The following is a 25101-nucleotide window of genomic DNA, read 5'->3' on the forward strand; positions in this document are numbered from 1 at the left end:
TTCTGTCGGGTAAACAGACCGCGATGGGGAGGCGGTCAGCAAGAGCCGCCGCAACAACGAGATCGATAACAAAGCGAGCCAACCATGTCGGTAAGGTCAAAGGTCATTGAAGCGATCCAGCAGATCGCCAAGGAGCAGCACGTCACGCTTCCCGCCCTCTCGGACGATCTGTCCCTGCATGAGACGGGCTTTGACTCGCTCGCCTTCGCCATCCTCGTCGCCCGCCTCGAGGACGAGACCGGCGTCGATCCCTTCACCATTTCCGAGGACGCAGCGTTCCCCGCCACGGTGGGCGATTTCGTGCGGGCCTACGAAAATGTCCCCGCGTGAGATCTTTGCACTTCGCGACCATCTTGGCGCGGAGCTGAAAGGCCGCGCGATCTCCGATGCACATGATGTCGTGTCGCTGACCGACATCCTGTCGCAGACGGTCTTGGGCGGCCGGCTGCACGACCTGTCCGGCCGCGCCGTGCTGCTCAAGCTGTCGGACCAGCTCCGATCCGGCCTAGCCATGATCGAGCTCGACGGCATCGCCCGCCGCATGCTGTTGTGTCCGCCCGACCTCAATCCGGCGCATCTCGACGCCTTGATCGCGGATGCGGGGATCGATGCCGTCGTCACCGACGAGCCCGATTGCTGGGCGGCGTCCGGCGTGCCGCTGGTCGTCACCGCGCACTTGCCGCCGCAAGCCGCGGCGCCTGCCAAGACCGAGCGGGGCACCGAATGGCTGATGTTGACTTCGGGCACCTCGGGCGTGCCAAAGATCGCCGGCCATACGCTGGAAGCCTTGACCGGTGCGATCGTCGCCGAAGGCCCGTCGCGCGGACCTGCACCGGTCTGGGCAACGTTCTACGACATCCGCCGCTATGGCGGCCTGCAAATCTTTCTCCGTGCCATCCTCTCCGGCGGCTCGTTGGTGCTGTCCGATCCCCATGAGGCGCTCGCCGATCACGTCGCGCGGCTGAAGGCGCGCGGTGTCTCGCATATCTCCGGCACGCCCTCGCACTGGCGCAAGCTCCTGATGAGCGGCTCGGCCGCGCAATTCGCCCCGGCTTACGTCCGCCTCTCCGGCGAGATCGCCGACCAGGCCGTGCTCGACGGCCTGAAGGCGGCATTCCCCCACGCGTCCGTCGGCCATGCCTATGCCTCGACCGAGGCCGGCGTCGGTTTCGCCGTCAATGACGGGCTGGAAGGCTTTCCGGCCGACTATCTCGGCAACCGCGACGGCGTCGAGATGAAGGTAGTCGACGGCTCGCTGCGCATCCGCTCAACGCGCACGGCCCATGCCTATATCGGCCGCAATGCGGCGTCGCTCACCGACGACGACGGCTTTGTCGATAGCGGCGACATCGTCGAGCTGCGCGGCGATCGCTATTATTTCGTCGGTCGTCGTGGCGGCATCATCAACATCGGCGGACTGAAGGTCCACCCCGAGGAGATCGAGGCCGTGATCAACCGCCATCCCGACGTGCGGATGTCGCGCGCGAAGTCGCGCAAGAGCCCGATCACCGGCGGCATCGTCGTCGCGGACGTGATCCTCGCTGAGGGCACCGATCCGGCGCGCGCAAAAGATATCCGCGACCAGATCCTGGATCTGTGCCGTGCCCAGCTCGCATCCCACAAGGTGCCGGCGGTGCTCCGCTTCGTCGAGGCGCTCGACGTTACCCCGGCCGGAAAACTGGCGCGCACCGATGCATAACGTTCTCGTCACCGGCGGCAGCCGCGGCATCGGGCTTGCGATCGGCAAGCGCCTTGTCGCGGCCGGCTTCAACGTGATCGCGGCGGCGCGGCGCGAAAGCGACGAGCTCAAGGCGGCCATCGCCGCGGCCGACGGGCGCCTGCATTTCCGCGCCTGCGATCTTGCCGTGATCGATGCAATCCCGGCCTTCGCAAAGCTCGTGCGCGACGAATTCGGTCCGATCTACGGCCTCGTCAACAATGCCGGTCTCGGCACCGAAGGCCTGCTGGCCACCATGCACAATTCCGAGATCGAGGCGCTGGTGCAGCTCAACGTGCTGTCGCCGATCATCCTCACCAAATATGTGGCCCGGCAAATGATGGCCGACGGCGCGGGGCGCATCATCAACATCTCCTCGATCATCGCGACGACAGGCTATAACGGCCTGTCCGTCTACGGCGCGACCAAGGCCGCCGCGACCGGCTTCACCCGCTCGCTGGCCCGTGAGGTCGGCAAGCTCGGCATCACCGTGAACGCGATCGCGCCAGGCTTCATCGACACCGAGCTCACCCACAATCTCTCCGAGGAAGGCCGCAAGCGCATCGCCGGCCGCAGCGCGCTGCGCCGGCTGCCGGAGACGGACGACGTCGCGCGCATGGTGGAATACCTCTTGGGCGAAGGCGGCCGCAACGTCACCGGCACCGTGTTCACCATCGACGCGGGCAATACCGCCTAAGCGGAACCCGACTGCCACAATTGCGTTGATCACGCGCAATGACAGCCAGCCGGATTTGGTCGTAAGATGCCCCGCAATCGATTGGTTTACGTCAATCGGTCTGCCCTAAACGAAGGGGAGCAGTCGATGACCACTTCAAACATGAGCGCTTCAAGTCGGGTCCTGAAAGAGCCGGTGCGTGTGAATGAGGTCCGCTGCCCGCCGATGTCGCATCAGAATTCCGGCGATCACGGCCACGAGGCGTATCCGCAGCAATTCGTGCGCCTGATCGGCTGCCACGACGTCCCTGCATCCCAGCTGCGCAAGCGTCAGGACGAGAAGCTGCACTAGCCGCTCACGGCCGCTGCTTCGGCAGGTCAATCCGCTCGTGTGAAGATTCCGGCGGTCCTTCGGTGAGGCGGCGGATGCGGCGCTCGCGCATGGCAGAGTCCTTGCTGTTGAAGTCGGACACCTCGATTTTTCCATGCAACCCCTTGGGGCCGCCCGACGATAGCCGCTCTCCCCCGGTGGTCGTTTGACGCCGATCAATGATCCCGCCGCGGCGTTGAAAGCCGGCCGCATCTTGTTGTCCGGGCCACTTTCGGCCAATGATCGAAAGGGGGCGCGAGCCAGCGAACCCGGATCGATCCTGCCACGTATCTTGCTTCGCATTCCAACAGTCCGGCAATCCCGATGAGCTCAGGCGAGTCCTTCTATGGCGGCATTCCCGTCTTCCGAGGCTTCACCAGCCTGATGGATCCTGCGCTTTATGCTCCGCTGCCGGACGACTGGAGCATCGGTGTTGCCGATATCGTCGATTCGACCAAGGCGATCGCGGCGCAGCGCTACAAGGCCGTGAACATGGCGGGTGCCGCCGTGATCGCGGCGGTGACCAATGCGCTGGAGGGGCGGGAATTCCCCTTCGTGTTCGGCGGCGACGGAGCCAGCTTCGCGGTGGCGCCTGACGATGTCGAGCTTGCCCGCCAGGCGCTGGCTGCGACCGCGACCTGGGTGCGCGAAGACCTCGATCTGACCCTGCGCGTCGCCTTGGTGCCGGTCAGCGTCATTCGCACACACGGCCTCGATGTGCGCGTCGCCCGGTTCGGGCCGTCGGCCAACCTGTCCTATGCGATGTTTTCGGGCGGCGGGCTCGCCTGGGCCGACGCCGCGATGAAGCGCGGCGAGTTTGCCGTCGAGGAGGCGCCTGCCGGCACGCAGCCGGACCTTTCGGGCCTGTCGTGTCGTTTCGAGGTGATGCCGGCGGCGCGCGGCCTGATCCTGTCGGTGCTGGTGATGCCGGCGCGTGGCGTCGATCCGCAGGCCTTCCGCAAGGTGATCGAGGACATCATTCATCTCGTCGAGCGAAGCCCGGAGGGCGGCCGGCCGGTGCCGCCGCAGGGGCCCCCGCTGAAATGGCCGCCTCAGGGCGTGGAATTCGAGGCCCGCACCAGGCGCGGCGGTCCGCTGCTCGCGCGCAGAGCCAGCGTGCTGGCCTATACGCTGTTCGCTTATTTCATCATGCGCTTCGATATCAAGATCGGCGGTTTCGTGCCCAGCCTCTACAAGCGCCAAGTGGTCGAGAACTCGGACTTCCGTAAATACGACGACGGCCTGCGCATGATCCTGGACTGCACGCCGCAGCTCGAGCGCGCCTTGAACGATCGTCTCAAAGCCGCCGCGCGCGAGGGCATCGTGCGCTACGGCCTCTACCAGCAGGACGCTGCGATGATGACCTGCTTCGCGCCGTCGGCGCTGCGCAGCGATCACGTCCATTTCATCGACGGCGCGCGCGGCGGCTATGCCTCGGCGGCGACGGCGTTGAAGGCGATGATGGCAGCGGGTTAGCGCCCCGCGCGCGTCCAGGTCTCACCGCCGCAGAGCGCGCCGACGCAGCCTTCGACCCGTAGCGCGTCCGCGCCGGTCAGGCTGACGTTGCTCGCATAGGTGCTGCCGTCGTCGGTATTGTAGATCTGGCCCGACCATTTGTTCGGTCCTGCCGGCTCCATGCCGCTGAACAATGGCAGGCCGATCATCGGACGCCTGGCCAGCGCGGGATTGGGATTCTTGCTGTCTGTGGCGGGCTGGCCGGTCGCGCTGTCCATGGGTTCGCGCAGCCAGACGATGTGGCCGCAGATGCCGCCGCCGCATTTGCTGATCTTGACGCGCGCATCGCCCGCCTGGGTGAGCCAGGTCCCTTCGGCGCTCTGCGCATAGGCGGAAGGCGCACCGATCAGCGCAGCCAGAATGACGGTGAGAGCGGCGAATCTGAATGTCATGGAGAGGAGCCCTGGAATGGAGGCGCCTCCATAGCAGCAAATCGAGCGCGCGCAACGTCCGAGGGAATCACATTTCTGAGCTTATCTGCCTGCGCCTATTTACCTGCGATCATTTGCCCCAGCGCGCGAAAGCGACCGAGGCGGCGGTCGAGAGCCCGAACACGACCATGGCGCCGCCGACCAGCGCGAACAGGGTCCAGGCCGGAGCCTGCGCGGTCATCAGTCCGATACCGCCGATCGCGACGATCAGAAGCCGTGCCGTGGAGGCGAGCACGGGACCGCCGACGCGTGCGGCGCCTTGCGAGGAGAAGTAAAGCGACACGCCCATGCCGAAGAATACGAAGGCCGGACCTGCCCAGTGGAAATAGCTGTGCGCGGCGGCGGTGACGCCGGGATCGCGGGTGAAGAGCCCGACCCACAGCGACGGAGCGAGCGCAACGACGAGCCCGATCAGGCCCACCGTGAGTCCTGAGGCCGCAGCCGCGGTCCAGGCGACACGCCGCGCGCGCTTCACATGTCCGGCGCCGATCGCCATGCCGACCATCGGCACCGAGGCGATGCCGAAGGCGAAGGTGATTGGGATCAGCAGAAATTCCAGCCGCGAGCCGATGCCGTAGCCGGCCAGCATCTCGGTGCCGAAGGTCGCGAGGATCTTCGTGAAGATCAGAATGGTGAGCACGGTCTGGAGCGGCGACAGGCAGGCCACCGCGCCCACTTTGAGAATGTCCAGGAACATCGCGCGCTCGAAATGGAAGGCGCGGAGATTGAGCGGCAGCCGGCTGCGGCCTGACATCAGATACCAGAGGAAGAACAGTGCCGCGCAGCTGAACGCGATCAGCTGGCCGCTCGCCACGCCCGGCATGCCGAATTGCGGCACGCCGAACAGGCCGAGCCCCAGCGTGCCGCCGAGCACGATCTGCAGCACGCTCGCCCCGATCAGAATCATCGAAGGCAGGCGCATGTCGCCGGTACCGCGGATCACCGAGGCCAGCGTGTTGACGAGCCAGATCGCGACCGCGCCGGAGAACAGCACCTGCGAATAGCCGCTGGCCTCTTCGAGCACGCGCTCGCGTCCGCCGAGCAGCGAGAAGAAGGAGCGGCCGAAGGCGAGCATCATCACCGTGAAGAACAGCCCGCCGCAAAGGCCGATGATGGCGGCATGCAGCGCCAGCGTCGCGGCGCGGTCGCGATCCCCTGCGCCGAGCGCGCGGCTGATCGCAGAGGAGACGCCGCCGCCCATCGCGCCGGCGCTCATCATCTGCGTCAGCATCGCGAACGGAAACACCAGCGCGATCGCAGCGAGGGGGATGGTGCCGAGCCGGCCGATATAGGAGGTCTCGGCTACCGCAACCAGCGTGCTCCCAACCATCGCGATCATGTTGGGGATCGCGAGCCGCAGCAGCGTCGGCAGGATCGGCGCGGTCAGGAGGCTGGCGATGGGGGAGGCGACCGGCGCAACCGGCGGGACGGCATCTGCTGGGGCGTCGATCGTCATGTCCACCGTGCGGAAAATTAAATGATGACCGACATATTATAAGAGAATGAGCCGGCCGGCCCAGCCCTGGCTCACGCAGGGCTCACCATGGCAGGCCGCATAGGTCGATGGTGCCCAGCGTCGGCGCGCGCACGATGTGGAAGACATAGGGCGCTATGTAGGTGAACCGGATCCGCCCTTCCGGCTGTTCGCAATAGACCTCGCCTTTGAACGGCAGCCAGCTCCGGGCCTCGTAGAACGCGAAATTGTGCGGCTCGCAGAACAGTAGGGCGAACCGAACCGCCTCGTTGGCGCGCATGGTATGCACCGCCGCGTCGATCGCCATGGTCGCATAGCCACGGCCGCGCTGGTCCTCGCGCGTGGAGACGCCGCCGATGCCGCCGATATGAACCTTTTGTCCATTCCAGGTGATGGTGCGGAAGTAGATGCCGACATGGCACACGAGACCATCCTCGGGCGTCTCGACCAGCACGCGGAGATCGGCATTGGCCCATTTGACTTGAGCCCAGGGCTTGCCTGCGACGAATTGCGGTGCCCAGACCGCCTGAAGTAGCGGCTCGGCGATCGGCCACGAGGCGTCGCCGTTCAATATGTCGATCTCGATGCTCATGGCCTCGTCCTCCACAGCTCCGCTTCGTGGCGCGTTTGTTCTGTCTTAAGCGCCTCAAAGGCAATGATATTTTACAGCGAACCGCAGGTCTGATCGACGGCGGCCGGTTGCGACGAATTTGTGCATTCAAGCAGGACGCGCCAAGTCACGCCTTTTCGCAAATTCTGAGGTATTTAATGGTGGCGGAACCTTCTATAAGGGGTGACCGTTAGAACTCGTTCCCCACCAGTTGCGGACAAGAAGCCATGACCTTTACGCTGCCCCCACTCCCTTACGCCTATGACGCCCTCGGCCAGTACATGTCGAAGGAGACGCTGGAATATCACCACGACAAGCATCATCAGGCCTACGTCACCAACGGCAACAACGCGCTCAAGGGGACCGAATGGGAAGGCAAGTCCCTTGAGGAGATCGTCAAGGGCTCGTTCGGCAAGAATCCCGCGGTGTTCAACAATGCCGGCCAGCACTACAACCACATCCACTTCTGGAGCTGGATGAAGCCCAATGGCGGCGGCACCAAGCTGCCGGGCAAGCTCGAGAAGAAGATCAACGAGGACCTCGGCGGCTTCGAGAAGTTCAAGACGGACTTCCAGGCAGCCGGCGTCGGCCAGTTCGGCTCCGGCTGGTGCTGGCTCCAGGTCAAGAATGGCAAGCTCGAGATCTCCAAGACCCCGAACGGCGAGAATCCGCTGGTGCACGGCGCCACCCCGATCCTCGGCTGCGACGTCTGGGAGCACTCCTACTACATCGACTATCGCAACCGCCGTCCCGATTATCTCAAGGCGTTCGTCGAGAACCTCGTGAACTGGGAATACGTGGAGTCCCTATTCGAGAAGGCGTGAGCCCTGCTCCGTCATCCCGGGGCGATGCGTAGCATCGAACCCGGGATCTCGAGATTCCGGGTTCGGCTTCGCCGCCCCGGAATGACAGAAACAAAGGCGGTCGCAGGCGCGACCGCCTTTTTGCTGTGCGGAATTGCCCTGCGCGGCGCGCGCATGGGTCTGTCGTCACACCGTTTGCATCCCACCGGCGGCGCCCTTAATCAGGACGGGCATCACCTTCGAGCGACTCTAGCCCGTTGTCAGAACCTTCCCCGAACAATCCGGCGCCTGGCGGCGACGCGGAATCCGAGCCGCGGCCGGGCCGGGTCCGCAAGCCGATCGGCTGGTCGACCATCATCATCGCAGCTCTGGTGGCGGTGAGTGCAGCACTGGTCTGGCGGCGGGACGGCACTGACGGCGTTCTGGACATCCTCACCCACGATCTCTCGTTGTTCTCCGGCATCCTGCCGCGCGTGCTCGCCGGCTGCCTGTTAGGGGCCTTCATCTCGGAAATCCTGCCGCACGAGAAGGTCTCGCGCTCGCTCGGGCCGAAATCCGGCCTGATGGGCCTGCTGATCGGCACCGCCTTCGGCGCAATTCTGCCCGGCGGTCCCTTCACGGCCTACCCGGTGGCTAGTGCGCTGCTCGCGGTCGGCGCCGATTTCGGCGCCACCATCGCCATGGTCGTGAGCTGGACGCTGATCGGCTATGGCCGGGCGGTCGCCTGGGAAATCCCGATCATGGGCACCGATTTCACGCTGTGGCGGATCGTGATCTCGCTGCCGCTGCCAGTGCTCGCCGGCGCCCTCGGCCGCTTCGTCTATGTCAGGCTCTATCCGAAGCCGCTCGCGAAGGACGACGAGAGTTGAGCGCAGCGCTTCTGATCGACGTCCTGCTGTGGGGTTCGGTGCTCGGCGTCGGACTGATCGCCTTTCGTCGTGGGCGCCCGGTGTTCGTGGCCTCCTTGCGCGAAGGTACGATGGATTTCGTCAACATCGTGCCGCGGATCGCGCTTGGCGTGATCGGCTCCGGCTACATCGCCGCCATCATCCCGCAGGAGGTGATCACCAGCTGGCTCGGCCCGGATAGCGGCTGGCTCGGGGTTGCCACCGCTGTGGTCGCCGGCGCCGCCACGCCCGGCGGCCCCGTGGTCGGCTTTTCCATCGGCGCGGTGGCGCTGAAGTCGGGCGGCGGCGTGCCGCAGGTGGTCGCCTACGTCGTCGCCTGGGCGCTGTTCGCCTTCCAGCGGGTGATCCTGTGGGAGATCCCGTTCATGCCGGCCCGTTTCGTCTGGTTCCGCTGCGCCGTGTCGGTGCCGTTCCCGTTCGTGGCGGCCGCTATCGCCATGGTGATCAGCAAGCCGTGAAGCGGAATGGCAGCCCGCCGTGGACAGTCGTAATGTTATAATATAACGTCCGCAAATGGCTCCCGCCGCGTCTCACGCCCACCAGCACGACCATGCTCATGGTCATTCCCATGGTCACGGCCATGGACATTCGCACGGGCACGATCACGCCCACGCCCATGTCCACGATGCGGCCTCGCCGCATCCGGCCCAGGCCGCGCCCTGGTCGATCCTGCGCATGACCATGGCGGGCCGCCTCGCGGCCGCGCTCGCCGTCTGTGCCGTGCTGTGGGGCATCGTCTTGCTGGCGATGAGGTGACGATGGCCGCGTTGCACTTTCACAACGTCACGCTCGGCTATGACCGGCACCCCGCCGTGCATCATCTCAGCGGCGAGGTCGCGCCGGGCGCGCTGGTCGCGGTGATCGGCCCGAACGGGGCCGGCAAGTCGACGCTGCTGCGCGGCATCGTCGGCATCCTGAGGCCGCTCGACGGGACGATCCATCTCGGCGGGCTCGATGCCCGCGACATCGCCTATCTGCCGCAGAGCGCGGAGATCGATCGCAGCTTCCCGATCTCGGTGTTCGATTTCGTCGGCACCGGGCTGTGGCGCGGCACAGGCTTGTTCGGCGGCATCGGCAAGGCCGCGCGCGACAAGATTCTCCGGGCAATCGGAGCCGTTGGCCTCAGCGGTTTCGAGAACCGCCCGATCGGCACGCTCTCCGGCGGTCAGATGCAGCGCGTGCTGTTCGCCCGTGTGCTGCTCCAGGATGCCAGCCTGATCGTACTCGACGAGCCCTTCAACGCCATCGACAGCAAGACCACCGCCGATCTGCTCGCGCTGGTGAGGCGCTGGCATGGCGAGGGTCGCACCGTGCTCGCCGCACTGCACGACATGGAGATGGTGCGCAATCATTTCACCGAAACGCTGGTGCTGGCGCGCGGCCCGGTCGCGTGGGGACCCACGGCGGAGGTGCTGACGCCGGAAAACCTGCTGGTCGCGATGCGGATGTGCGAGGCCTTCGACGACAGCGCCGCGGCCTGCGCGGCCGATGATATCAGCTCGCGGGCGGCCTGATATCCGATGCTCTATGACGCGCTGATCGGTCCGTTCACCGAATTCGAGTTCATGCGGCGCGCGCTCGCCGCGGTGATCGCGTTGGCGCTGGCGGGGGCGCCGATCGGCGTGTTCCTGATGCTGCGCCGGATGAGCCTTGTCGGCGACGCCATGGCGCATGCGATCCTGCCCGGCGCCGCAATCGGTTTCCTGCTCTCCGGCCTCAATCTGTTCGCGATGACCGCTGGCGGCCTGATTGCCGGCTTTGCCGTCGCGATCCTCGCTGGCGTCGTCGCACGCTCGACCGGGCTGAAGGAGGACGCCTCGCTCGCCACCTTCTATCTCGCTTCGCTTGCGCTCGGCGTCACCATCGTCTCGATCAAGGGCACCAACATCGATCTCCTGCACGTGCTGTTCGGCAACATCCTCGCAATGGACGATCAGACGCTGTTAGTGGTGGCTTTCAACGCCACGATCACGCTCCTGGTGCTCGCGGTGATCTACCGCCCGCTCGTGATCGAGAGCGTCGATCCGCTGTTCCTGCGCACGGTGAGCCGGGCCGGCGGCCCGGCCCATCTCGCCTTCCTGGCGCTGGTCGTCATCAACCTCGTCAACGGCTTCCAGGCGCTGGGCACGCTGCTGGCGGTGGGTCTGATGATCCTGCCTGCGGGCATCGCAAGGTTCTGGTCGCGCGATCTCACCGCGATGATCTGCATCGCCGTCATTGCTGCTGCGGTGTCCGGCTATGCCGGCCTTGTGCTCTCGTTCCAGACCCGCGTGCCTTCGGGCCCCGCGATCATCCTCGTGGCGACGGTGCTCTACATCGTCTCCGTCCTGTTCGGCCGCGTCGGCGGCATCGTCCGGCAGCTGTTTCCCGGCCGGCATCTGGAAGCATGACGATGCGTTTCATCCTGGTTTGTGCGCTGTTGCTGATCGCCTCGCCGCTTGAGGCCGCGGAGCGGCTCAACGTCGTCGCGAGCTTCTCGATCCTCGGCGATTTCGTCCGCAATGTCGGTGGTGACCGCATCAACCTGACGACGCTGGTCGGGCCCGACGGCGATGTCCACGTCTATGCGCCGACCCCTAGCGATGCCAAGCGGGTCGCGGCGGCGAAGCTCGTCATTGTCAACGGGCTCGGGCTGGAGGGCTGGCTGCCGCGCCTCGTGCAATCCTCCGGCAGCAAGGCGAAGGTCGTGACTGCAAGCGCCGGCATCACGCCGCTGAAAATGGGTGCGGCCGCTGATCCCCACGCCTGGCAGTCCATCCCGAACGCCAGGATCTACGTCACCGACATTGCAAGCGCGCTCGCCGCGGCCGCTCCTGACGACGCGGAGTTCTTCCGCGGCCAGGTCAAGGCCTATCTGGAAAAGCTCGAAACACTGGACCGCGAGGTCCGCGACGCCGTCGCAAAAATCCCGCCGGAGCGGCGCAAGGTCATCTCCACCCACGATGCCTTCGGCTATTTTTCCGCCGAGTACGGTATCCGGTTCATCGCCCCCCGGGGCGTCTCCACGGAGACCGAGCCGGGCGCGCGAGATATCGCCGCCATCATCGGCCAGATCAAGGCCCAGAAAATCCCCGCCGTGTTCCTTGAAAATATCAGCGACGATCGCCTGATCCGGCGGATCGCCGCCGAGACCGGCGCCAAGGTCGGCGGCACCCTGATTTCGGACGGTTTGACCGGCGAAAAGGGCCCTGCACCCACTTACATTGACATGGTCAGGCACAATATAAAGGCCCTGACCAGCGCGCTTGACCACTAGGGCAGGGGCCACCCGCCTCGCGTCGCGCGAAAAAGCCTTGAAGTCCGGAGTTGTTATGTCTGACGCGACCTCCCAGAAGATTCCCGTGACCGTGCTGACCGGCTATCTCGGCGCCGGCAAGACCACGCTGCTCAACCGTATCCTGTCGGAGAACCACGGCAAGAAATACGCCGTCATCGTCAACGAATTCGGCGAGATCGGCATCGACAACGACCTCATCATCGGCGCCGATGAGGAAGTATTCGAGATGAACAACGGCTGCATCTGCTGCACCGTGCGCGGCGACCTCGTCCGCATCATGGACGGCCTGATGAAGCGCAAGGGCAAGTTCGACGCCATCATCGTCGAGACCACCGGCCTTGCCGATCCGGCGCCCGTCGCGCAGACCTTCTTCGTCGACGAGGACGTGCAGAAGAACGCCCGGCTCGATGCGGTCGTGACGGTCGCCGACGCCAAATGGCTGTCCGACCGGTTGAAGGATGCACCCGAGGCCAAGAACCAGATCGCCTTTGCCGACGTCATCGTTCTGAACAAGACCGACCTCGTCAACAAGGGCGAGCTCGCCGAGGTCGAGGCCCGTATCCGCGGCATCAATCCGTATGCGAAGCTGCATCGCACCGAGCGCTGCGCGGTGGCGCTGGCCGACGTGCTCGACCGCGGCGCGTTCGATCTCGACCGCATCCTCGACATCGAGCCTGATTTCCTGGAGGCCGACGATCATGACCACGATCATGATCATCACCATCATCACGGCCACGATCACCATCACCATGATCACGGTCACGGCCTGAAGCACTATCACGACGAGGAGATGCAGTCGCTCTCGCTCAAGACCGACAAGCCGCTCGATCCCAACGTGTTCATGCCCTGGCTGCAGAACCTGGTGCAGGTCGAGGGCGGCAAGATCCTGCGCTCCAAGGGCATCCTCGCCTTCCACGACGACGACGACCGCTACGTCTTCCAGGGCGTCCATATGATGCTGGAGGGCAACCACCAGCGGAAGTGGAAGGAGGGCGAGCCGCGCGAGAGCCGCCTCGTCTTCATCGGCCGCGAATTGCCCGAAGAGGCGATCCGCAAGGGTTTCGAGAGCTGCATCGTCTCGTGATGAAAGAGTTTACGCCCGCGCCCGAGTCCGCTTCGATCGTTTCCGTCACCGACCGCGTCAAGCCGATTGCGCTCGGCATGGCAGTGACCTCGGTGCATTTCCTGAAGGATCGCGCCGCCTTCGTCGGCGGCGAGGAGAACGTCGCATTCGTCGATGCCAATTGCGAGATCACCACGGTTGCCGTGCATAGCGGCGGCATTCTCTCGACCGCCTCCGACGGCAAGCGCCTCGTCATGGGCGGCGACGACGGCAAGGTCGTCTCGCTCGATGCCAAGGGCGAGGTGACGCTGCTCGCCACCGATCCCAAGCGGCGCTGGATCGACGCGGTGGCGCTGCACGCCGACGGCGCCTTCGCCTGGTCGGCCGGCAAGACCGCGACCGTCAAGAGCGGCAAGGCCGAGGAGAAGTCGATCGACGTGCCCTCGACCGTCGGCGGCCTTGCCTTCGCGCCGAAGGGCCTGCGGCTCGCTATCGCGCATTACAACGGCGTGACGCTGTGGTTTCCGAACATGGCGGGATCGGCCGAATTCCTGCCCTGGGCCGGCTCGCATCACGCGGTCACCTTCAGCCCCGACAACAAATTCCTGGTCACCGCGATGCACGAGCCGGCGCTGCACGGCTGGCGGCTCGCCGACAACAGACACATGCGCATGACCGGCTATCCGGGCCGCGTCCGCTCGATGTCGTGGAGCGCCGGCGGCAAGGGGCTGGCGACCTCGGGCGCCGACACGGTGATCATCTGGCCGTTCGGCAGCAAGGACGGTCCGATGGGCAAGGAGCCCGCGATGCTCGCGCCGCTGCAGGCGCGCGTCTCCGCGGTCGCCTGTCATCCCAAGAACGACATTCTCGCCGCCGGTTACAGCGATGGTACGGTGCTGATGGTCCGGCTGGAGGATGGCGCGGAGATCCTGGTCCGCCGCAACGGCACGCCGCCCGTGGCCGCGATCGGCTGGAATGCGAAGGGCACGCTGCTGGCTTTTGCCGACGAAAATGGGGACGGCGGTCTGCTCGAGCTTTAATCTGTCATGGTTCCCCGCCGTATAGGGAACCATGCGATTTCTGACGACCTTCCAGCTTGCCGACTTTGGCGACACCCTGGTCAGCCTGATCACGGCTTTCGTGCTGGGCACGCTCATCGGCGCCGAACGGCAATACCGCCAGCGCACCGCCGGCCTGCGCACCAACGTGCTGGTCGCGGTGGGCGCTGCTGCCTTCGTCGATCTCGCCATGCAGCTGGACGGCGCCGACGGCGCGGTCCGGGTGATCGCCTATGTCGTCTCCGGCATCGGCTTCCTGGGGGCCGGCGTCATCATGAAGCAGGACATGGACGTGCGCGGGCTCAACACCGCGGCGACCCTGTGGGCCTCGGCCGCGGTCGGCTCCTGTGCCGGCGCCGACATGATCGCACAGGCGGCCGCACTGACCGTGTTCGTCATCGCCGGCAACACCATGCTGCGCCCGCTGGTCAACGCCATCAACCGCATCCCGCTGAACGAGAAGGCGCTGGAGGCGACCTACTATTTCAAGCTCGCGGTTGCGGCCGACGCCTTGCCCGACATGCGCGACCGCCTCGTCGACAAGCTCGAAGCGGCGAAATATGCCGTGGCCGATATCGAAGTCGCCGAGATCAGCGAGGATATTCTCGAGATCGCCGCCAAGCTGGTTGCGACCGCGGTCGACCCGAACGAGCTGAACGCCGTCGTGACCGATCTGCAGCATCTGCCGGGGCGTGCGGCATGCAACCTGGGAAGTCAGCACGACCGAGTAGCGCGGCGTTTTGGCGCGTGCCGGTGGGTTCCGCGCGTTTTCGGTTCCGGAACCGGCGCGCCCCAGTTTCGTTGATCCCGCGAACAAAGGCGGTGATCGACATGCCCGGCCGAGATGACAAGCGCACACTGAAGCTCAACCTGGCAATCGCTGGTGCACTGTTCGCAGCAGGCGTTGCGGTGTCGGTGATGTCCCTGGCGCAAATCCGCGCCGAAAGCCGCATGCAGCTGGCGCAGGCGACGCCCCCGCTCCAGGGCACCCCGTCCGACGAACAGAGCAAGGTGCCCGCGGAGGCGAAGCCCGGCGGTGATCGCCCGACGACGCCGGCCCCCGAGCCGGCACGGCCGGATCCGCAGACTCAGGGCGCGGCGACCAGGCCAGCGCTGCCGCCAGCGCCGGCCGAGAAGATCGCGCCGCCCATGGAGAAGAAGTAGTTTTTTTCCGGTCATTCCGGGGCGCGCGAAGCGCGAACCCGGAATCCATTTACCCGCAGAGTCTGCCGCCCGATGGATTCCGGGCTCGACGCCACGCGTCGCCCCGGAATGACGGGCGGAGAGAGCCCCGCCTCACCGCACCAGTATATTCCGGAACTGCCAGGGATCGCTGCTGTCGATATCCTCCGGGAACAGTCCCGGACGATCCGTCAGCGGCGTCCACTCAGTATAAAAGCCCTTCACCGGACCGAGATAGGGCAGCTGAATTTCGAGCAGGCGCTCGAAATCCATTTCGTCGGCCTCGACGATGCCTTCGTTCGGGTTCTCCAGCGCCCAGACCATGCCGCCGAGCACGGCGGAGGTCACCTGCAGGCCGGTGGCGTTCTGGTAGGGCGCGAGCTCGCGGGTCTCTTCGATCGACAGCTGCGAGCCGAACCAATAGGCGTTCTTGTCATGGCCGAACAGCAGCACGCCGAGCTCGTCGATGCCGTCGACGATCTCGTTCTCGTCGAGGATGTGGTGCTTCTCCTGCATCTTCCCGGCGCGGCCGAACATTTCATGCAGCGACAGCACGGCATCGTCGGCCGGATGGTAGGCATAGTGGCAGGTCGGCCGGTAGATCGCCTTGCCCGACGCATCGCGCACGGTGAAGTAATCGGCGATCGAGATCGACTCGTTATGGGTGACCAGGAAGCCGTACTGGGCTCCGCGGGTCGGGCACCAGGTGCGCACGCGCGTGTTGGCGCCGGGCTGCATCAGGTAGATGGCGGCGCCGCAGCCGGCTTCATGGGTGTGCGCATTCTCGGGCATCCATTTCTCGTGGGTGCCCCAGCCGAGCTCGGATGGTTGCATGCCTTCGGACAGGAAGCCTTCCACCGACCAGGTGTTGACGAAGACGTCAGGCTCCTTCGGCTTCTTCGAGCGCTGGGTGTCGCGCTCGGCGATGTGGATGCCCTTGATGCCGGCCTGCCGCATCAAATCCGCCCATTCGCCCTTGGTCTTCGGCCGGGGTGCATTGAGCTTCAGATCGGCGGCGACATTGAGCAGCGCCTGCTTGACGAAGAAGGAGACCATGCCGGGATTGGCGCCGCAGCAGGACACGGCCGTGGTCGAGCCGGCGGGACGGGCCTTTTTGGCGGCCAGCGTCGTTTCGCGCAACGCATAGTTTGAGCGCGCTTCCGGACCCTTCGAGGAATCGAAATAAAAACCGAGCCAGGGCTCGTTGACGGTGTCGATGTAGAGCGCGCCGAGCTCGTTGCAGAGCTCCATGATGTCGGTCGAGCCGGTATCGACTGACAGATTGACGCAAAAGCCCTGGCCGCCGCCCTCGGTGAGCAGCGGGGTCAGCACCTCGCGGTAATTGTCCTTGGTCAGGCCCTTCTGGATGAAGCGGACATTGTGCTTCTCACAAAGCGCCTTGCGGCCCTCGTCCTTGGGATCGAGCACGGTGATGCGCGACTTGTCGTAGTCGAGATGCCGCTCGATCAGGGGCAGCGTGCCTTTGCCGATGGAGCCGAAGCCGACCATGACGATGGGTCCGGTGATCTTCGCGTAGATCTGCGAGGGAGGGCTCATGGGATGGATTCTCCGGAACGTGCTGGCAGTGAGGATGGATCAGGCGCTGCGGCGCTTGTCAGATGCTGCGGCGCTTGGCGGTGACTTCGATCTCGACCTTCATCTCGGGCCTGGCGAGGGCAGAGACGACCAGCAACGTCGCCGCCGGCCTGATGTCGCCGAGGACCTCGCCGCAGACGGCGAAGTGGGCATCGATATAGCTGGCGTCGGTCACGTAATAGGTCGCACGGACGATATCGGCCATCTCGAATCCGCCCTCCTGCAGGGCGGCTGCGATGGTCTTGAAGCAGTTGCGTGACTGGCTCGTGACATCTGATGGCATCGTCATCGTGGTGTAGTCATAGCCGGTGGTTCCCGCGACGAAGGCGAACTCGCCGTCGATCACGGCACGGCTGTAGCCGACAGTCTTCTCGAGCGGGGAGCCGGTGGAGATCAGGCGACGGGACATGGTCATGGGCCTCGACTGAAGGGGTGTTTCGCGGGGTTAAAGGGCGTTTCCGGCGCCTGCGCAACCCCAAAGGAACGGGCCTCGCGCAGGCGCGGCAGGGCGTTGCTGGCTCGATGCGGCTGCGGTTGTACCTACCCCAGCGATCCCTCAGGCCGCGTGCGCCTCAGGCGCGCGAACCGACCTCCGTTTGGGCAGGGCCGCGCCGGTCGGGACAATCATCCCGGCGGCGCCATCGAGCGCGCCATCAGTGAACTCGATCGCCAGCAGGCGGTTGCGCTCGAACGGGCCGGGCAGCGACAGCCCGGCGGTCTTCTCGGCTGTGAAGCCGAAGCGGGCGTAATAGGGGGCATCGCCGAGCAGGATCACGGCGTGATGCCCGCGCGCCCGGGCGGCAGCCAGCGCTTGATGCATCAGCGCGGCGCCGATCCCGAGCTCGCGGCAGGCAGGGTCGACCGCCAGCGGTCCGAGGACCAGAGCGGGCCTGCCTCCGGCGCTGACATGCCACAGCCGCACGGTTCCCACGAGCTTGCCCTCGCGCATCGCCGACAGGGCAAGGCCTGCGGCGGGCGCGCGTCCGTCGCGCAGGCGCTGGCAGGTGCGGCCATGGCGGTTCTCGCCAAAGCAGGCATCGAGCAGCGCCTCACGCGTCGCGACGTCTCCAGCACGTTCCGCACGGATCACGAACGGAGCGGCTTTCGAGGTGAGGGCAATTTGCGGCTTCCGATGAGCAGTCATGGCACGTCAGTCCCCGCTTGAAGCGGCGTGCGCACAGCACGCCTGTCCAAGACGTCGTCAGAAATCGAGATGTTGGATGAGGAGCCGGCGGACCGGCTCCCGGGTTCGTCAGGCCTCTGGAAAACAGAGGCGGATCAGATGTGGTACGTCCGCAGCGGCGGAATGCCGTTGAACGCCACCGACGAGTAGGTCGACGTATAAGCCCCGGTGCCTTCGATCAGCACCTTGTCGCCGATCTCGAGCGTCACCGGAAGCGGATACGGGGTCTTCTCGTACAGCACATCGGCGCTGTCGCAGGTCGGACCTGCGAGCACGCACGGGGTCATGTCCGCGCCGTCGTGACGGGTGCGGATGGCGTAGCGGATCGACTCGTCCATGGTCTCGGCGAGACCGCCGAACTTGCCGATGTCCAGGTACACCCAGCGCACCTCGTCCTCATCGCTCTTCTTCGAGATGAGCACGACCTCGGATTCGATGATGCCGGCGTTGCCCACCATGCCGCGGCCCGGCTCGATGATGGTCTCCGGGATCTGGTTGCCGAAGTGCTTGCGCAGCGCGCGGAAGATCGAGCGGCCGTAGGTCACCACCGGCGGCACGTCCTTCAGGTACTTGGTCGGGAAGCCGCCGCCCATGTTGACCATGGACAAGTTGATGCCGCGCTCGGCGCAGTCGCGGAACACCTGCGAGGCCATCGCCAGCGCACGGTCCCACGCCTTCACCTTGCGCTGCTGCGAGCCGACATGGAAGGAGATGCCGCACGGCTCCAGGCCCAGGCGCTTGGCGGCGTCGAGCACCTCGACCGCCATCTCCGGGTCGCAGCCGAACTTGCGCGACAGCGGCCACTCGGCGCCGGCGCAGTCATAGAGGATGCGGCAGAACACCTTCGCGCCGGGGGCGGCACGAGCGACCTTCTCGACCTCGGCGGCGCAATCGACCGCGAACAGGCGAATGCCGAGCGCGAAGGCGCGCGCGATGTCGCGCTCCTTCTTGATCGTGTTGCCGAAGGAGATGCGGTCGGGCGTCGCACCCGCAGCCAGCGCCATCTCGATCTCAGCGACCGTGGCGGTGTCGAAGCAGGAGCCCATGGACGCCAGCAGGGCCAGCACTTCCGGCGCCGGGTTCGCCTTGACGGCATAGAACACGCGGCTGTCGGGCAGCGCCTTGGCGAAGCTCTGGTAATTGTCGCGCACGACCTCGAGGTCGACGACGAGGCACGGCTCGGTGTCGAGGCCTTCGTTGCGGCGGTTGCGCAGGAATTCCTGGATACGTTCGGTCATGGCACTCTCCAACGGTCCCAGCGACGGGAGCCGTATCAACGTGACGTCTGATGAGAGTGCTTCGGCCGCATCGCGCGATGGAGGCGCGCCGAGGCCAAAAAACTCAAACCAGACTGTGCTGCCGTGGATTGGTTGGGAGAGTTTCCCGCCCGCTCACCTGGCAATGAAGGACAAGCCTTTTCAGTAGCCCGCGCCGGCGTTGGACTGCCGGTAGAGACCAAAAAAGCCCGATCCGTCGTTGCTTTAAGTCGCGTCCCCCGTTGAGAGCGGGGTGCGCCGGTTCGCCTCCGGCTGCCAGTCACGGTTGCAAAGAGTGAAGTCACCTTCGACATGGCATCTCTTTGAGAGAGATGCTGGGCGCTCCGGGTTTGCTTCGGTCGCTCGACGTTTCAGTCTCGACTTCCGCACTTCCGAAGAGCCCCTCGGCTTCTTCACCCCTTGGCGGCTGTCCGGCCTCTTGTCCGGATACCTACCGACTGACACACGACCACAGGCACGTGCGAAATTGGGCAAGTCCGCACATAAGCGTTTTGACTCTGGTTCGCAAGAATTTTTTTAGGCTGCGGACAGGATTGCCTAACATCTGCTTGCGCGCTGTTGCGCGAGCGCCGCGGAAGATGAACGCGCGTTAAGTTTTCGCCGCGCTGCGCGTGCTGCCCGTGCGCGAGACGCGTCAGCCGCGCTTGGTGAAGGGCTCGATGCGCTGAGCGCCGCGGATGAAGGCGGTCATCACGAGCACGCCGAGTGCGAACAGCACGGCCTGCAGGATATGGGCGCCCTGGTCGCCGAGCCCGAACAGGATCGCGAGCGCCCAGCCGCCGGCAAACGCCGCGCCGAACACCTCCGCGCCGATCAAGATGGCGGCGCTGATGACGGTGATGACGCTGGACCAGACAATCTGGCGGGACGATGAAGAAGGCGCGTTCATGGCTTCAGAGGGTCCTGGCTTCGAGGGCCGCAATCTCCCCGAAAAGGAGGCTGGGGGCAAGGGCAAACGGCCCAAAAAAGCCCCACGCGTGCTATAGCTGGCCGCAACAATCGAGCCACGAAATCCGGGACTTGTGATGTCAGAACCCCGCCAAACTACGGACGCCGAGACCAATCCGCTGCTGAAGGCCTGGGTGACGCCGTTCGCGACCCCGCCTTTCGACGAGATCAAGCCGGAGCATTTCCTGCCGGCCTTCGAGCAGGCCTTCGCCGACCACGCCGCCGAGATCGCGGCGATCACCAACGATCCCGCGGCACCAGATTTCGCCAACACCATTACGGCGCTGGAGCGCTCAGGCAAGCTCCTGAGCAAGGTCGCGGCGGTCTTCTACGACCTCGTCTCGGCGCATTCCAACCCGGCCATCCTCGAGATCGACAAGGAGGTTTCCTTGCGGATGGCGCGGCACTGGAATCCGATCATGATGAACGCCGTGCTGTTCGGCCGCATCGCCCATCTGCACGAGAACCGCGCGGGTCTCGGTCTCACGCCCGAGCAGCTCCGCCTCTTGGAACGTACTTACACCCGCTTCCACCGCGCCGGCGCCGGCCTCTCCGAGGAGGCCAAGACCCGGATGGCCGAGATCAACGAGCGGCTGGCCCAGCTCGGCACCGGCTTCAGCCACCATCTGCTCGGCGACGAGCAGGACTGGTTCCTGGAGCTTGGGGAGGTCGATCGCCAGGGCCTGCCGGAGAGCTTCGTCGCCAGCGCCAAGGCTGCGGCGGAAGAGCGCGGCATGGCAGGCAAGGCCATCGTCACGCTGTCGCGCTCCTCGGTCGAAACGTTTCTGAAGAGCTCCGCCCGGCGTGACCTCCGCGAGAAGGTCTACAAGGCCTTCATCGCGCGCGGCGACAACGGCAACGCCAATGACAACAATGCGACCATTGTCGAGATCCTGAAGCTGCGCGAGGAGAGCGCCGGGCTGCTGGGCTATCCGACCTACGCCGCCTACCGGCTCGAGGATTCCATGGCCAAGACGCCGGGTGCGGTGCGCAGCCTTTTGGAGCGAGTCTGGAAGCCCGCGAGGGCGCGGGCGCTCGCCGACCGCGACGAGATGCAGGCGCTGATCGCGGAGGAGGGCGGCAATTTCAAGCTCGCCCCCTGGGACTGGCGCTTCTACGCCGAGAAGCTGCGTCTGCAGCGCGCTAATTTCGACGATTCCGCGATCAAGCCGTATCTCGGTCTCGACAACATGATCGCCGCCGCCTTCGACTGCGCCACGCGCCTGTTCGGCGTCACCTTCGAGGAGCGCAGGGACGTTCCGGTCTGGCACCCCGACGTCCGGGTCTGGGAGATGAAGGGGCCGGATGGGAAGCACAAGGCGCTGTTCTATGGCGACTACTTCGCCCGACCGTCCAAGCGCTCCGGCGCGTGGATGACCTCGCTGCGCGACCAGCAGAAGCTCGACGGCGACGTCGCGCCGCTGGTTCTCAACATCTGCAATTTCGCCAAGGGCGCCGGCGGCGAGCCGTCGCTGCTGTCGCCCGACGATGCCCGCACCCTGTTCCACGAGTTCGGCCACGGCCTGCACGGCATGCTCTCCAACGTGACCTATCCCTCGCTGTCGGGCACCTCCGTGTTCACCGACTTCGTCGAGCTGCCGTCGCAGCTCTACGAGCACTGGCAGGAGCGGCCCGAGGTGCTGCAGAAGTTCGCCCGCCACTACCAGACCGGCGAGCCGCTGCCGGACGACCTGCTGCAACGCTTCCTCGCCGCGCGAAAATTCAACCAGGGCTTTGCCACGGTCGAGTTCGTCTCCTCGGCGCTGGTTGATCTGGAATTCCACACCCAGCCGGCTGCCGCCGCGCAGGATGTCCGCGCCTTCGAGCGGCGCGAGCTGGAGAAGATCGGCATGCCCGAGGAGATCGCGCTGCGTCACCGGCCCACGCAATTCGGCCACATCTTCACCGGCGACCACTACGCCGCCGGCTATTACAGCTACATGTGGTCGGAGGTGATGGACGCCGACGCCTTCGGCGCCTTCGAGGAGGCCGGTGACATCTTCGATCCCGCCGTGGCCAAGCGCCTGCACGACGACATCTATTCGTCGGGCGGATCGGTCGATCCGGAAGCCGCCTACGAGGCCTTCCGCGGCCGTCCGCCGGAGCCGGATGCGCTGCTCCGCCGCCGCGGCCTGCTCGAAGACGCCAGGGCAGCCTGATGAGCATGCGCGCCCTGTTCGGATGCCTGCTCGCCGCCGCGATGACGCTCGCCGCGGGCGCGGCGAGCGCTCATCCGCATGTCTGGATCACCGCGACCAGCGAATTGCTGTATGCCGCCGATGGCAGCATCACCGGCGTGCGCCATGCCTGGACCTTCGACGACATGTTCTCGGCCTATGCGGTGCAGGGGCTCGAGAGCAAGACCAAGGGCACCTACACGAGTGAGGAGCTCAAGCCCCTGGCGCAGACCAATGTCGAGTCGCTGAAGGAATACGCCTACTTCACCTTCGCAAAAGCCGACGGCAAGAAGGAGCGGTTCCAGGAGCCGGTCGACTATTTCCTCGACTACAAGGACACGGTGCTGACCCTGCACTTCACCTTGCCGCTGAAGAACCCGGTCAAGCCCAGGCAGCTGGTGCTCGAAGTGTTCGACCGCTCCTTCTTCATCGACTTCCAGATGGCCAAGGACAGTCCGGTCAAGCTGGTCGGTGCGCCTGCGGGCTGCCAGATGAAGCTGGAACGGCCGAACGACGGCACCGCGAGCGCGCAGAAGCTGAACGAACAGACCTTCCTGAACGGTGAGAACTCGAATTTCGGCATGATGTTCGCCAACAAGATCACGGTGGATTGCCCTTGAAGCCGCAACTCTCTCCGCTCGCACGCGGGCTGCTCACCTCTGCCGCTGTGCTGCTGGTCGTGGCTGTGACTGATGCAGCGCTTCACGATCTTCTCGCGCAAAACCCTTTCGGCGCACCGCGACCGGCGCAGGCGGCCGAGCCTGAAGCGAGCGGCCTCATCGGCTGGCTCCTGGCCAAGCAGTCGGAATTCTATCGGCAGATGTCGGCAACCATCCGCGCCGCGAAGTCCGATGGGTCGGCGGTGTGGACGCTGCTCTTCATCTCGTTCGCCTATGGTATCTTCCACGCCGCCGGTCCCGGCCACGGCAAGGCCGTGATCGCGTCCTATCTGGTCGCCAACCGCGAGACGGCGCGGCGCGGCATCGCGCTGTCCTTTGCCTCGGCCCTGATGCAGTCGCTGGTCGCGATCCTCATCGTCGGCATCTCGGCCTGGGTGCTGAATGCGACGGCCAAGACGATGTGCAAGGCGGAAGGCGTGATCGAGATTGCGAGCTACGCCCTGATCGCGCTGTTCGGCCTGCGCCTGGTCTGGGTCAAAGGCCGCACCTTCATCGGCGCGTTTCAGGCCGCCCAGCCGGTGCCGGCGATCGCAGGCGTGCCGCACGACCATGATCACGATCATCACCATCATCGTGATAGGCATGATCATCATCACCACGATCACGGCCATGATCACCACCATGGCCACGGCCACGCTCACCATCACCATGGGCACGACCACGTTCATGACGAGCATTGCGGCCATTCCCACGGACCGACGCCAAGCGAACTCGCCGGCCCCGGCGGCTGGCGGCGCGGCTTCGCTGCGATCCTGACCGTCGGCATCCGCCCCTGCTCGGGCGCGATCCTGGTCCTGGTGTTCGCGCTGGCGCAGGGCCTGTTCTGGGCAGGGATCGCTGCGACCTTCCTGATGGGATTGGGCACCGCGATCACGGTGGCGGCCATTGCTGTCGTCGCCGTCTCCGCCAAGGACATCGCCGCGCGCCTCAGCGCCGGCCGCGACGGCGGTGGCGCGCTGTTCATGCGCGGCATCGAGTTCGGCGCCGCGGGTCTGGTCCTGCTGTTCGGCGTCGGCCTCCTGTTCGGCTACATCGCCGCCGAACGGACCACGTGTTTCTAGGGGCATCTGCACTTCGCGGCGCTAATTGAGAATGACGGTTTGCGCGCCTTGCTCCGTCATTGCGAGCGCAGCGAAGCAATCCAGAAAGCTCTCCGCAGCGGCAGTCTGGATTGCTTCGTCGCAAGGGCTCCTCGCAATGACGGGCATATATCTCGGTCGGGGGAGTTAAGATGTCGCGCGAAAATTTCTGGTTCTTCCATCCGTTCCGGGTGCGCTATTCCGAGATCGACGGCCAGGGCGTCGTCTTCAACGCGCATTATTTGACTTATTTCGACACCACCATCACCGAATATTTCCGCGCGCTGGGCTTCGACCAATATGCGGATGCAAAGGCGAGCGGCATCGATTTCCACGTCGTCAAATCGCTGATCGAGTACAAGGCGCCTGTTAGGTTCGACTGGGAGCTCGACGTCGGCGCGCGCGTGGCGCGGATCGGCAATTCGAGCCTCCTGTTCGAGCTCGCCATCTTCCGGAAGGGCGGCACTGAGGCGCTGGTAACCGGCGAGATCGTCTGGGTCTACACCGACCAGAAGACCCATCGTCCGGTCACGATCCCGGCATCGATGCGGGCGCTGATTGGAACGCGCGAGCGGCATCTGTCGGCGTGAGGCCGTTTCACACCGGCAGAAACCGTTTCAACGCCGGCATGAAGAAGATGCCGAGATTGATCGCAAAGCCGATGCTCCAGAGGATCGAACGCAGCGTCGGCCGGTTGCCAAGATAGGTCAGCACATAGGCAATCCGAACGATCAGGAACAGCGCCGCGAGCTCGTCGATCAGACGCTGCGGCGCTTCCCTGTATTCGGCGAGCAGCACCGCGAACGCAAAGAACGGAAACGTCTCGATGCCGTTCTGGTGCGCGCCGAGCGCGCGTTGCGACAGGGCGTCCTCATAGAAGGCGGGGTCGCGCGGCCGGGAATTGTCGAAGTGGCGAAACCTGATCCATTTGACCGAGACGATCGTTGACAGATAGAGCAGCAGCGCTCCGAAGACGCACCATTCCGCGAGTGTCATCCTGCCTCCCCCCGCTTGGGTGCGACCCTAGCGAACCCCGGCTCATCTTGACAAGTTCGGACCAACGCGCGACCCAACCGGT

General features: G+C 65.3%; 28 protein-coding genes and 1 pseudogene. 20 read left to right on the forward strand and 9 right to left on the reverse strand.

From position 1 onward, the window contains the following. The first annotated feature begins 84 nt into the window (after nt 1-84). From ABIA40_RS34900 to ABIA40_RS34920, 5 genes are all read left to right on the forward strand, one after another. Nucleotides 85-330: an acyl carrier protein gene (locus ABIA40_RS34900; RefSeq protein ID WP_015688794.1), complete on the forward strand. Its 246-nt coding sequence runs from the start codon at nt 85-87 to the stop codon at nt 328-330. Continuing rightward, nucleotides 317-1699, forward strand: a complete 1383-nt coding sequence (locus tag ABIA40_RS34905) for a class I adenylate-forming enzyme family protein (protein ID WP_404545776.1) — start codon at nt 317-319, stop codon at nt 1697-1699. The genes ABIA40_RS34900 and ABIA40_RS34905 overlap by 14 nt, the downstream gene beginning before the upstream one ends. Continuing rightward, a complete protein-coding gene (locus ABIA40_RS34910; RefSeq protein ID WP_157282950.1) occupies nt 1692-2414 on the forward strand; it encodes an SDR family NAD(P)-dependent oxidoreductase in 723 nt (240 codons plus the stop codon). The genes ABIA40_RS34905 and ABIA40_RS34910 overlap by 8 nt, the downstream gene beginning before the upstream one ends. A gap of 126 nt (nt 2415-2540) precedes the next feature. After that, nucleotides 2541-2744, forward strand: coding sequence for a hypothetical protein (locus tag ABIA40_RS34915; protein ID WP_404545778.1), 204 nt, complete (start codon nt 2541-2543; stop codon nt 2742-2744). Nucleotides 2745-3086: 342 nt separating this feature from the next. Next, nucleotides 3087-4238 (forward strand): DUF3095 domain-containing protein, encoded by a 1152-nt coding sequence (locus ABIA40_RS34920; protein ID WP_404545780.1) that lies wholly within the window; start codon nt 3087-3089, stop codon nt 4236-4238. Here the strand turns inward: ABIA40_RS34920 and ABIA40_RS34925 are convergent. From ABIA40_RS34925 to ABIA40_RS34935, 3 genes are all read right to left on the reverse strand, one after another. After that, nucleotides 4235-4669 carry a DUF2147 domain-containing protein gene (locus ABIA40_RS34925; RefSeq protein ID WP_404545782.1) on the reverse strand — a complete coding sequence of 145 codons (435 nt, stop codon included), beginning with the start codon at nt 4667-4669 and terminating at the stop codon, nt 4235-4237. The genes ABIA40_RS34920 and ABIA40_RS34925 overlap by 4 nt on opposite strands. 109 nt (nt 4670-4778) lie before the next feature. Continuing rightward, complete coding sequence (locus ABIA40_RS34930; protein WP_271545754.1) at nt 4779-6164, reverse strand: MATE family efflux transporter; 1386 nt, start codon at nt 6162-6164, stop codon at nt 4779-4781. A gap of 82 nt (nt 6165-6246) precedes the next feature. Beyond that, nucleotides 6247-6774 (reverse strand): GNAT family N-acetyltransferase, encoded by a 528-nt coding sequence (locus ABIA40_RS34935; RefSeq protein ID WP_404545784.1) that lies wholly within the window; start codon nt 6772-6774, stop codon nt 6247-6249. 245 nt (nt 6775-7019) lie between these two features. On the opposite strand from ABIA40_RS34935, the gene ABIA40_RS34940 reads away from it, so the two are divergent. The 11 genes and pseudogenes from ABIA40_RS34940 (at nt 7020) to ABIA40_RS34990 (ending at nt 15065) form a co-directional block, all read left to right on the forward strand. Further along, nucleotides 7020-7616: a superoxide dismutase gene (locus ABIA40_RS34940; RefSeq protein WP_027573470.1), complete on the forward strand. Its 597-nt coding sequence runs from the start codon at nt 7020-7022 to the stop codon at nt 7614-7616. Between the two features lie 236 nt (nt 7617-7852). Next, a complete protein-coding gene (locus ABIA40_RS34945; protein ID WP_271545750.1) occupies nt 7853-8464 on the forward strand; it encodes a permease in 612 nt (203 codons plus the stop codon). Then, a complete protein-coding gene (locus ABIA40_RS34950) occupies nt 8461-8961 on the forward strand; it encodes a hypothetical protein (RefSeq protein WP_404545787.1) in 501 nt (166 codons plus the stop codon). Before ABIA40_RS34945 ends, ABIA40_RS34950 begins: the two co-directional genes overlap by 4 nt. A gap of 55 nt (nt 8962-9016) precedes the next feature. Then, entirely contained in the window at nt 9017-9259 is a 243-nt protein-coding gene (locus ABIA40_RS34955) for a hypothetical protein (RefSeq protein ID WP_157282926.1), read from the forward strand. A gap of 2 nt (nt 9260-9261) precedes the next feature. After that, on the forward strand, nt 9262-10017 hold the full coding sequence (locus ABIA40_RS34960) for a metal ABC transporter ATP-binding protein (protein WP_275510683.1): 756 nt from the start codon (nt 9262-9264) through the stop codon (nt 10015-10017). A 6-nt stretch (nt 10018-10023) separates the two neighbouring features. After that, nucleotides 10024-10893: a metal ABC transporter permease gene (locus tag ABIA40_RS34965; protein WP_404545789.1), complete on the forward strand. Its 870-nt coding sequence runs from the start codon at nt 10024-10026 to the stop codon at nt 10891-10893. Nucleotides 10894-10895: 2 nt separating this feature from the next. Continuing rightward, nucleotides 10896-11759 carry a metal ABC transporter solute-binding protein, Zn/Mn family gene (locus ABIA40_RS34970; protein ID WP_404546430.1) on the forward strand — a complete coding sequence of 288 codons (864 nt, stop codon included), beginning with the start codon at nt 10896-10898 and terminating at the stop codon, nt 11757-11759. 55 nt (nt 11760-11814) lie between these two features. Further along, nucleotides 11815-12864, forward strand: coding sequence for a GTP-binding protein (locus ABIA40_RS34975; RefSeq protein WP_036036600.1), 1050 nt, complete (start codon nt 11815-11817; stop codon nt 12862-12864). After that, entirely contained in the window at nt 12864-13883 is a 1020-nt protein-coding gene (locus tag ABIA40_RS34980; RefSeq protein ID WP_271546503.1) for a WD40 repeat domain-containing protein, read from the forward strand. The genes ABIA40_RS34975 and ABIA40_RS34980 overlap by 1 nt, the downstream gene beginning before the upstream one ends. Nucleotides 13884-13914: 31 nt before the next feature. Next, nucleotides 13915-14632, forward strand: a pseudogene (locus ABIA40_RS34985) (MgtC/SapB family protein). A gap of 100 nt (nt 14633-14732) precedes the next feature. Beyond that, entirely contained in the window at nt 14733-15065 is a 333-nt protein-coding gene (locus ABIA40_RS34990; protein ID WP_198399690.1) for a hypothetical protein, read from the forward strand. A gap of 132 nt (nt 15066-15197) precedes the next feature. Here the strand turns inward: ABIA40_RS34990 and ABIA40_RS34995 are convergent, their stop codons facing one another. From ABIA40_RS34995 to ABIA40_RS35015, 5 genes are all read right to left on the reverse strand, one after another. After that, a complete protein-coding gene (locus tag ABIA40_RS34995; RefSeq protein WP_271545741.1) occupies nt 15198-16640 on the reverse strand; it encodes a homospermidine synthase in 1443 nt (480 codons plus the stop codon). A gap of 58 nt (nt 16641-16698) precedes the next feature. After that, nucleotides 16699-17088 (reverse strand): RidA family protein, encoded by a 390-nt coding sequence (locus ABIA40_RS35000; RefSeq protein ID WP_271546501.1) that lies wholly within the window; start codon nt 17086-17088, stop codon nt 16699-16701. Nucleotides 17089-17235: 147 nt separating this feature from the next. After that, entirely contained in the window at nt 17236-17823 is a 588-nt protein-coding gene (locus ABIA40_RS35005) for a GNAT family N-acetyltransferase (RefSeq protein ID WP_271545740.1), read from the reverse strand. 134 nt (nt 17824-17957) lie between these two features. Next, complete coding sequence (locus tag ABIA40_RS35010) at nt 17958-19100, reverse strand: type III PLP-dependent enzyme (RefSeq protein WP_157282899.1); 1143 nt, start codon at nt 19098-19100, stop codon at nt 17958-17960. Nucleotides 19101-19773: 673 nt separating this feature from the next. Further along, on the reverse strand, nt 19774-20028 hold the full coding sequence (locus ABIA40_RS35015) for a hypothetical protein (protein ID WP_035997726.1): 255 nt from the start codon (nt 20026-20028) through the stop codon (nt 19774-19776). Between the two features lie 136 nt (nt 20029-20164). Here ABIA40_RS35015 and ABIA40_RS35020 point away from each other — a divergent pair, with 136 nt between their 5' ends. The 4 genes from ABIA40_RS35020 (at nt 20165) to ABIA40_RS35035 (ending at nt 24613) form a co-directional block, all read left to right on the forward strand. Then, nucleotides 20165-22246 carry a M3 family metallopeptidase gene (locus ABIA40_RS35020; protein ID WP_404545793.1) on the forward strand — a complete coding sequence of 694 codons (2082 nt, stop codon included), beginning with the start codon at nt 20165-20167 and terminating at the stop codon, nt 22244-22246. Further along, on the forward strand, nt 22246-22884 hold the full coding sequence (locus tag ABIA40_RS35025) for a DUF1007 family protein (protein WP_157282893.1): 639 nt from the start codon (nt 22246-22248) through the stop codon (nt 22882-22884). Before ABIA40_RS35020 ends, ABIA40_RS35025 begins: the two co-directional genes overlap by 1 nt. Next, nucleotides 22881-24005 carry a nickel/cobalt transporter gene (locus tag ABIA40_RS35030; protein WP_198399689.1) on the forward strand — a complete coding sequence of 375 codons (1125 nt, stop codon included), beginning with the start codon at nt 22881-22883 and terminating at the stop codon, nt 24003-24005. Before ABIA40_RS35025 ends, ABIA40_RS35030 begins: the two co-directional genes overlap by 4 nt. A gap of 170 nt (nt 24006-24175) precedes the next feature. After that, nucleotides 24176-24613: an acyl-CoA thioesterase gene (locus ABIA40_RS35035; protein ID WP_404545795.1), complete on the forward strand. Its 438-nt coding sequence runs from the start codon at nt 24176-24178 to the stop codon at nt 24611-24613. Between the two features lie 7 nt (nt 24614-24620). On the opposite strand, the gene ABIA40_RS35040 is transcribed toward ABIA40_RS35035, so the two are convergent. Next, nucleotides 24621-25019, reverse strand: coding sequence for an MAPEG family protein (locus ABIA40_RS35040; RefSeq protein ID WP_275510673.1), 399 nt, complete (start codon nt 25017-25019; stop codon nt 24621-24623). Between the last annotated feature and the right edge of the window lie 82 nt (nt 25020-25101).

Source organism: Bradyrhizobium sp. USDA 223 (assembly GCF_044909005.1).
Lineage (GTDB): Bacteria > Pseudomonadota > Alphaproteobacteria > Rhizobiales > Xanthobacteraceae > Bradyrhizobium > Bradyrhizobium yuanmingense.

Excerpts from the sequence above, each read along its gene's own strand:
- ABIA40_RS34900 (WP_015688794.1), top strand. The coding sequence starts at position 85 with ATGTCGGTAAGGTCAAAGGTCATTGAAGCGATCCAGCAGATCGCCAAG.
- ABIA40_RS34905 (WP_404545776.1), top strand. The coding sequence starts at position 317 with ATGTCCCCGCGTGAGATCTTTGCACTTCGCGACCATCTTGGCGCGGAG.
- ABIA40_RS34910 (WP_157282950.1), top strand. The coding sequence starts at position 1,692 with ATGCATAACGTTCTCGTCACCGGCGGCAGCCGCGGCATCGGGCTTGCG.
- ABIA40_RS34915 (WP_404545778.1), top strand. The coding sequence starts at position 2,541 with ATGACCACTTCAAACATGAGCGCTTCAAGTCGGGTCCTGAAAGAGCCG.
- ABIA40_RS34920 (WP_404545780.1), top strand. The coding sequence starts at position 3,087 with ATGAGCTCAGGCGAGTCCTTCTATGGCGGCATTCCCGTCTTCCGAGGC.
- ABIA40_RS34925 (WP_404545782.1), bottom strand. The coding sequence starts at position 4,669 with ATGACATTCAGATTCGCCGCTCTCACCGTCATTCTGGCTGCGCTGATC.
- ABIA40_RS34930 (WP_271545754.1), bottom strand. The coding sequence starts at position 6,164 with ATGACGATCGACGCCCCAGCAGATGCCGTCCCGCCGGTTGCGCCGGTC.
- ABIA40_RS34935 (WP_404545784.1), bottom strand. The coding sequence starts at position 6,774 with ATGAGCATCGAGATCGACATATTGAACGGCGACGCCTCGTGGCCGATC.
- ABIA40_RS34940 (WP_027573470.1), top strand. The coding sequence starts at position 7,020 with ATGACCTTTACGCTGCCCCCACTCCCTTACGCCTATGACGCCCTCGGC.
- ABIA40_RS34955 (WP_157282926.1), top strand. The coding sequence starts at position 9,017 with ATGGCTCCCGCCGCGTCTCACGCCCACCAGCACGACCATGCTCATGGT.
- ABIA40_RS34960 (WP_275510683.1), top strand. The coding sequence starts at position 9,262 with ATGGCCGCGTTGCACTTTCACAACGTCACGCTCGGCTATGACCGGCAC.
- ABIA40_RS34965 (WP_404545789.1), top strand. The coding sequence starts at position 10,024 with ATGCTCTATGACGCGCTGATCGGTCCGTTCACCGAATTCGAGTTCATG.
- ABIA40_RS34970 (WP_404546430.1), top strand. The coding sequence starts at position 10,896 with ATGCGTTTCATCCTGGTTTGTGCGCTGTTGCTGATCGCCTCGCCGCTT.
- ABIA40_RS34975 (WP_036036600.1), top strand. The coding sequence starts at position 11,815 with ATGTCTGACGCGACCTCCCAGAAGATTCCCGTGACCGTGCTGACCGGC.
- ABIA40_RS34980 (WP_271546503.1), top strand. The coding sequence starts at position 12,864 with ATGAAAGAGTTTACGCCCGCGCCCGAGTCCGCTTCGATCGTTTCCGTC.
- ABIA40_RS34990 (WP_198399690.1), top strand. The coding sequence starts at position 14,733 with ATGCCCGGCCGAGATGACAAGCGCACACTGAAGCTCAACCTGGCAATC.
- ABIA40_RS34995 (WP_271545741.1), bottom strand. The coding sequence starts at position 16,640 with ATGAGCCCTCCCTCGCAGATCTACGCGAAGATCACCGGACCCATCGTC.
- ABIA40_RS35000 (WP_271546501.1), bottom strand. The coding sequence starts at position 17,088 with ATGTCCCGTCGCCTGATCTCCACCGGCTCCCCGCTCGAGAAGACTGTC.
- ABIA40_RS35005 (WP_271545740.1), bottom strand. The coding sequence starts at position 17,823 with ATGACTGCTCATCGGAAGCCGCAAATTGCCCTCACCTCGAAAGCCGCT.
- ABIA40_RS35010 (WP_157282899.1), bottom strand. The coding sequence starts at position 19,100 with ATGACCGAACGTATCCAGGAATTCCTGCGCAACCGCCGCAACGAAGGC.
- ABIA40_RS35015 (WP_035997726.1), bottom strand. The coding sequence starts at position 20,028 with ATGAACGCGCCTTCTTCATCGTCCCGCCAGATTGTCTGGTCCAGCGTC.
- ABIA40_RS35020 (WP_404545793.1), top strand. The coding sequence starts at position 20,165 with ATGTCAGAACCCCGCCAAACTACGGACGCCGAGACCAATCCGCTGCTG.
- ABIA40_RS35025 (WP_157282893.1), top strand. The coding sequence starts at position 22,246 with ATGAGCATGCGCGCCCTGTTCGGATGCCTGCTCGCCGCCGCGATGACG.
- ABIA40_RS35035 (WP_404545795.1), top strand. The coding sequence starts at position 24,176 with ATGTCGCGCGAAAATTTCTGGTTCTTCCATCCGTTCCGGGTGCGCTAT.
- ABIA40_RS35040 (WP_275510673.1), bottom strand. The coding sequence starts at position 25,019 with ATGACACTCGCGGAATGGTGCGTCTTCGGAGCGCTGCTGCTCTATCTG.